The sequence below is a fragment of the Acetoanaerobium pronyense genome, from assembly GCF_017874355.1.
GTDB lineage: Bacteria > Bacillota > Clostridia > Peptostreptococcales > Filifactoraceae > Acetoanaerobium > Acetoanaerobium pronyense.
Genome location: NZ_JAGGLI010000027.1, coordinates 35,544 through 42,173, shown reverse-complemented (window position 1 = coordinate 42,173; position 6,630 = coordinate 35,544). Strand labels below are relative to the sequence as shown.

7 protein-coding genes are annotated in these 6,630 nt (G+C 32.5%); 6 read left to right on the top strand and 1 reads right to left on the bottom strand.

Annotated features, from left to right (window positions below; translation table 11 throughout):
* The first annotated feature begins 160 nt into the window (after positions 1 to 160).
* The 4 genes from J2Z35_RS10935 (at position 161) to J2Z35_RS10920 (ending at position 3,841) form a co-directional block, all read left to right on the top strand.
* A complete protein-coding gene (locus J2Z35_RS10935) occupies positions 161 to 601 on the top strand; it encodes a GNAT family N-acetyltransferase (protein WP_209661447.1) in 441 nt (146 codons plus the stop codon).
* A gap of 340 nt (positions 602 to 941) precedes the next feature.
* Positions 942 to 1,397 carry a DUF3788 family protein gene (locus J2Z35_RS10930; protein WP_209661446.1) on the top strand — a complete coding sequence of 152 codons (456 nt, stop codon included), beginning with the start codon at positions 942 to 944 and terminating at the stop codon, positions 1,395 to 1,397.
* 211 nt (positions 1,398 to 1,608) lie between these two features.
* Positions 1,609 to 2,403: a CPBP family intramembrane glutamic endopeptidase gene (locus J2Z35_RS10925; RefSeq protein WP_209661445.1), complete on the top strand. Its 795-nt coding sequence runs from the start codon at positions 1,609 to 1,611 to the stop codon at positions 2,401 to 2,403.
* Between the two features lie 268 nt (positions 2,404 to 2,671).
* Complete coding sequence (locus J2Z35_RS10920; RefSeq protein ID WP_209661444.1) at positions 2,672 to 3,841, top strand: NAD(P)-dependent malic enzyme; 1,170 nt, start codon at positions 2,672 to 2,674, stop codon at positions 3,839 to 3,841.
* Positions 3,842 to 3,960: 119 nt separating this feature from the next.
* On the opposite strand, the gene J2Z35_RS10915 is transcribed toward J2Z35_RS10920, so the two are convergent.
* Positions 3,961 to 4,476: an HNH endonuclease gene (locus J2Z35_RS10915; RefSeq protein ID WP_209661443.1), complete on the bottom strand. Its 516-nt coding sequence runs from the start codon at positions 4,474 to 4,476 to the stop codon at positions 3,961 to 3,963.
* Between the two features lie 507 nt (positions 4,477 to 4,983).
* On the opposite strand from J2Z35_RS10915, the gene J2Z35_RS10910 reads away from it, so the two are divergent.
* Together J2Z35_RS10910 and J2Z35_RS10905 are read left to right on the top strand one after the other, a co-directional pair.
* The gene (locus tag J2Z35_RS10910) at positions 4,984 to 5,487 is read left to right on the top strand and encodes a DUF2892 domain-containing protein (RefSeq protein ID WP_245330865.1); all 504 of its coding nucleotides are present in this window, start codon (positions 4,984 to 4,986) and stop codon (positions 5,485 to 5,487) included.
* Positions 5,488 to 5,708: 221 nt separating this feature from the next.
* A complete protein-coding gene (locus J2Z35_RS10905) occupies positions 5,709 to 6,584 on the top strand; it encodes a DUF1002 domain-containing protein (protein WP_209661442.1) in 876 nt (291 codons plus the stop codon).
* The last annotated feature ends 46 nt before the right edge of the window (positions 6,585 to 6,630 follow it).

Here is a 6,630-nt window from a genome sequence, read left to right as displayed (position 1 = left end):
TTTGAGTAGAAAACTAAAATTAAGAACTTTTATTGTGGAATTTTCTAATTTCTGAATTAAGAGCCTAAATTATTTTTTTATGAATAATTCGGGTAAAACAATTCTTTCAGCAAAGAATAATATGATGAAGTAAAATTATCTCAATAAGGAGACCTTTGTTATGAAATATAAATTTAAAGATTTAGCATTAGGAGATTTAGATGTATTGATAAATAATTATATAATTTACTATAATGATGAAGGTGGAAAATGGACATATGATTTAGCGAAGAAAAGACTTGAACAAATTTTTCTGACTCCATATTTTTATGGTATTGGATTATATAATGAATCTGAATTGGCTGGTTTTGCAGTGGGTTGGTTTAAGCAATTTGATGACATACAGCTTTTTTATATGGAAGAAATACTTGTATTTAAGGAATTTCAAAATAAAGGATTGGGGACTAAAATAGTACAAGAACTAGAATCTATAGTAAAGGAAAAGGGTGCACAAAAAATAGATTTATCTACAACATACGAAGATGAGCACCAAAGATTTTATTCAAGACTTGGTTTTAAAAAGTCTGATTTTCTTATTCCTATGTATAAAAAGATTTGGTAGTATTGATAACACGAGTTTAAGATTCTGCACAAATTAGTTTTGATGTTAGAGGCTACATTTTTGACCAAAGTCATAGAGGAAAAATACTCTTCAAGAAAATCTACGCAAGTCATATAAAAACACACAGTTATTCCGAAGATATTAATTAGCCCATGACTCTAGGATAGATTTGTGGGTTTTATCATGGATGTATAATTGTGAGAATATTCATGAATTTATTGTGGGTATCAACCAAATGTTTTAGAATATAATTTAGAAGAATATTAAGTTTGAGTAGTAACTTATATTGTACGGTGGGGATGATATAAATACAGGGAATTACTAAAGGAGGTATTTATGTATGAAAACGTCCAAGGTTCAATTACTAAGAAACCCCGATATCCAACCGACAAGTGATGTTGTTGCAAAGGCGCTTGGCGAAGCGAACGCGCCATATATAAAGTTCCTAGACGAACTGGAAAATCATGATATTCAATTAGTATGGCGATACTACACTGATGGTAAATCATGGTTGGGAAAAGGACTACATAAGCGGATAGGTGTTCGAGGTGGACAAAGTGAAAAAACTGTTTTTTGGTTATCAATTTGGAATCGTTTTTTTAGAGTGACTATCTATATTCCTGAAAAATTCCGTTTAGATGTCTTTAATCTTCCACTTGATGATTATGTTAAGCAAATGATAACTGATTCCAAGCAAATGGGGAAACTGAAATTTTTCCCTCTTATTTTTGACTTAAATTCAGATGAGATGATTGAAATGGTTTTTGTTCTTATTGATTTTATAAAAAGCATTTAATAGTTGAATTCATTTAAGAATTATAAATGAGCATGGATTAATTTTACAATAACTGAAAGTCATAGCAGATAATGGAAAAAAGTTTTATTAGAATCAAATAATCGAAATTTTAACAGGAGGAATCATAATGGAATTCAGGAAAGAAGAATTAGAAATAGACGGAACATAAAGAAGTATGCAGTAAGGATTATGAGAAAGGTGGTACGGATTATTGAGAGTAAATAAAGTAATTATGAAAATAGGTGTAGTATCAATACTTTCAATTTTAATATGGAGATTTGTCCTATATTTAAATTTTTTATTTGCTGGAGTTGAGTATAATCGTACAACTCATTTCATAATAGCACTGGCAATTACAATACTAAGCTTTATTCTTATTAACACTGCCCGTATAAAAGATAAGATTTCTTGGAAGCAGATTGGAATGAGTAGGTTACGTACGAATACAATTTCGTTTTTAGTAGGCACAGCGATTTGGATTATTCCTGCATCTATAGGTCTGGTGATCTCTCTATTGGCAGGTTGGGCTGAAATTACAATAACAGCAGATTTAAGTCAACTTTTTTTAAGTGTAGTCATACTGTATATAATTATATTTTTGGTTGAAGCATTTCCTGAAGAACTTATTTTTAGGGGATATATCTATAGTCATTTAGATACGTTATTCCCCCACTGGCTAGTAATCATTATGCAGACATTTATTTTTTCATTATTTGCTTATTTTATTGGAGCCATGTACTCTTTTGAACAGATTATGTTTATTCCAGGCTTTGGATTTATGTTGGGTTATTTTAGAGCTAAATCAGGAAATGTTTGGACATCAATGGGATTTCATGCAGCAATTATGACAGCATCGCAAATATTAAGTCCAATTCATGGCAACTTTAATGTCAGTGGTATTTTTGCAGTCCGTTTTTTTGCTTTTAATCTCTTGCCATACATCTTTGGAGCCATTGCATTAGAATACATTTATCCAAAGCATAATTGGAGTGAAAAAATCAATTGATAAAGAATGAGAGACAAGTAATATGATTCAAACGTTGATAGTTGTATAGATAAAGGAGTATATTAATATTCATCTAGAGGATATTTGGGTTGAAAGCAAAGTTGTTAATAATACAATAAACTCATCTCAAAACATGTTGAGACGGTAGCATTGATGTCAAGAAAAACTATCTAATATATCAATGAAGTCATATATGTTGCTAGATGCAAAAAATCTTGAGCCTTTTATGCGTGGAAAAAGGTTTGAAAATTAATAGGAGGATTTAAAAATGGATTACAATAAAATGGCATTGGAGTTACACAAAAAATTGGTTGGAAAAATTTCAGTAACCAGCAAGGTTCCGGTAAAAACAAAGGATGATTTATCAATGGCTTATACACCAGGAGTAGCAGAGCCTTGCAGAGAGATACACAAAGACCCTTTGAAGGTATATGACTATACATCAAAATCAAACCTTATAGCAGTAGTGTCAGATGGTACAGCAGTACTTGGTCTTGGAGACATTGGAGCGGCAGCATCAATCCCAGTAATGGAAGGAAAATGCGTGCTGTTCAAAGAATTCGGAAATGTAGATGCCTTCCCTATATGTCTTGACACAACAGATACAGATGAAATAGTAAGAATAGTAAAGATGATGGAGCCAGTATTTGGAGGAATCAATCTTGAAGATATAGCGGCACCAAGATGCTTCGAAATAGAAGCAAAGCTCAAAGAAATAATGGACATACCTGTATTTCATGATGATCAGCATGGTACAGCAATAGTAACAACAGCAGCAATTATTAATGCCCTAAAGCTGGCGGAGAAAAAAATTGAGGATGTTACAGCTGTAATCAGCGGTTCAGGAGCTGCCGGTAACTCAATAGCAAAGCTTCTTTTAAGCCTTGGAATAAAAGACATATTTATGTGCGACAGGACAGGAATAATAAGCAAAAACAGAACAAACCTTGACAAATACAAGAAGGAGCTTTCAGAAATAACAAATAAAGCTGGAATAGACGGAAGTCTTGTCGATGCCATGAATGGGGCGGACATATTCATAGGGGTATCAGCTCCTGGAGCAGTATCAAAGAAAATGATAGAGTCTATGGCAGAAAAAGCAATAGTTCTGCCAATGGCAAACCCAACGCCAGAAATTATGCCGGATTTGGCAAAGGAAGGGGGAGCCTTTATAATAGGAACAGGAAGATCAGACTTCCCTAATCAGGTAAACAATGTGCTTGCATTCCCTGGAGTATTTAGAGGAGCTTTGGATGTAAGGTCATCAGAAATTAATGAGCCAATGAAGCTTGCAGCAGCACTGGCCTTGGCAGATTCTGTGGGAGAAAATCTTGATGTGGATTTCATACTTCCAAAAGCCTTTGATGAAGGTTATATGGAAAAAGTGGCTGAGGCTGTGAAAAAAGCCGCAATAGATTCAGGCGTTGCAAGGATATAAGCTAATACAAGGTGAAAAAGTGTTACCACAAGCATTTTGTATAAATTTTGGCAAATAATTTTCCCTATTTTTTGGAATATAACTTTCCATAAAATAGGGATTCTCTATTTGCCAAGCGATTAAGAACTTGCTTGAATCTTTTTTAGTACTATCCTAATAACTCCTGCCATTGTTGCTGAATTTAGGTAAGGATGGCCGTAATGATATGCCGTTTTCTTTATCTCTTCACGAAACAATTTTTCAAATTTATAGATATCTTCTATTTTATAAATTTTTAATTCTTCTTCAAAAGACCTACCATATATAAACTCATATTCTTTAAAAGCCTGTAACATCCAAAATGTATCATAGAAAGGTGTTCCATATGAACGAATCCAGTCCCACATTATTTCTGGATCAGTAACATTAGGATTTTCTATATGACATCTAGGACAGAGTAACACTAGATTTGAAGGCAAATCTGTTCCACCTAAAGAGTATGGTATAATATGACATCTTTCAAGCCGAGATTCATATCCACATCTCCAACATCTTTCATGAGCTTCTGCTGCATCTACACTTAATCCACATTCATCAACTCTAGAAAACCAATAATCAACGATTTCTTGATGCTTAGTTTTAATACTTCTCTTCATACATTTTCTCCTTTATCATAGATTTAGTAATAATATATTCTTTAATAACCTCATTATACCTTTTTAGGATTTAAATATCATACTCTTATCTAGTTCTTTAATGAATTTATTTTGTCGGATAATCCTCTCTTTTATATTCAAGTGGTTATTGTAATTTCAATAATTTTTTTACAGCATTTTTTGAAATTAGTAATATACTTTTTTAAAGTCATTGACTAGTTTATACTAGTTTTACAGAGGGGATCAAATTTATTGGTAATTGGGGCCAATATTAAGTGTAAATCAATATTTCCTAAAGATAATTACTGGGGAACTCGTAATATTAGGTATTTACTCAGGAAAAATCTACAAATGAATCAGGATAAAGGATGAAGGCTATACTTTTGAGACAATTTCCCAGCGAAGGCTAGGTAAAGACATAGTTATAATTAGTTTGTTATATAAGTGTTACAAAATTGACTTATAGGGTAGAAAACTAAGTAGCAGATCAGATAAAGCAGAAATGGAATGAGAATTCTTGGAAGCAGGTTATTTGATAAAAAGGAGATTGCTATGTTCAAAAAAGAAAAGATTCCACCAACAACTAAACGAGTCAGGCTAAATACGAGTGACAATTTAAATAAGAAAATTAAAGACAGAACTATCGACAATATAGAAAAATATAAGAATGTTGATGAGGAGGCTCTTACTAATCGTTTAAGAGTGTTAAACAAGGAATGGAATACAGAAAGAGTTCTGGAAGCTAACGCATCGACATTAATCCTAATTAGTACAATTTTAGGTTTACGTAAAAATCGTAATTGGTTTATTTTAACAAAACTAGTAAGTTTCTTCTTATTGCAGCATGCAGTGCAGGGATGGTGTCCACCTCTGCCTGTAATAAGACGCCTAGGAATAAGAACACCAGAAGAAATATCCAACGAGAAGACTGCAGTAAAATATTTACGTGGTGATTTTTCGTTTAAAAGTAATGACCCTGTGGAGATATTAGAGATGATAAGAAAAGACTGATTAAATTTATAATAGAAATTAGATTTTAATATAGGTTTTTAATTTATCCTCAGACATAAGTTTGGGGATTTTTTTTGCAGGCAAATAGCCTAAAAAATTGCTTGAAAATTTCAAAAAAATATAGACTTCTATAAATTATGTTATAATAACAAAGGTAAAGAAAATACTTTTATTATCATGATAAAAAATATTGTAAATGTGTAGGTTATAGGAGGAAATAAATGTATAAAAAGTTTATAAACATATTTTTATTAATGGTATTGCTAACAGCATTTGCTACAGTACCTGTAAATGCAGATGCGGCTGTAGGGGATACTATCATTTCACTTGGGGACAATCTTACTGAAAATGAAAAGCAGGCTATACTTGCAGAATTTAGGGCACCTGAAAATGCTCAGATGATAGTAACTACTAATGCCGAAGAGCACAAATATCTAGGTGATGTAATTCCTGCAAGCAGAATAGGAAACAACGCTATATCATCAATCATGATTACATATACCGAAAAGGGAAGCGGCCTTAGGGTAGAGACTAGTGATAAGATAACCTATATAACAGATGAAAATTATATAAACGCTTTAATTACTGTAGGGATTGAGGATGCTGATATCAAGGTGACTTCTCCTAGAAATGCAAGCGGAACAGCAGCACTTACAGGTATCATGAAAGCCTATGAAGTATCTACAGGAGAAATAATAGATGATGAGCTAAAGAAAGCTGCTAATGAAGAAATCATCCGTACTGTTGAGCTAGGTGAGCAGATAGGAAATGAAAGAGCTATTGAAGTAATAAATGAAATAAAGAAAGAGATTGCAAAAAAGAACCCTCAGTCAACAGATGAAATTAAGGAAATAGTTAATAATATTGTAAATAATAACAATATAAATCTATCTGAGGAGCAGATACAGCAGCTTGTATCATTATTTGATAAGCTGAAAAATCTAGATATTGACTGGAACAAAGTATCCAATCAGATAAGCAACATCGGCAATAAAGCTGCAGAATTTTTATCATCGGAACAGGGGCAAGGATTTTTGCAGAGATTGAAGCAATTTTTTAATGCCCTTATAGATTGGATTGCTTCGTTTGCTAAATAGTCAATTACAAAAAATCATAGAGCACCCTTAAAAGGGTGCTCTAGTT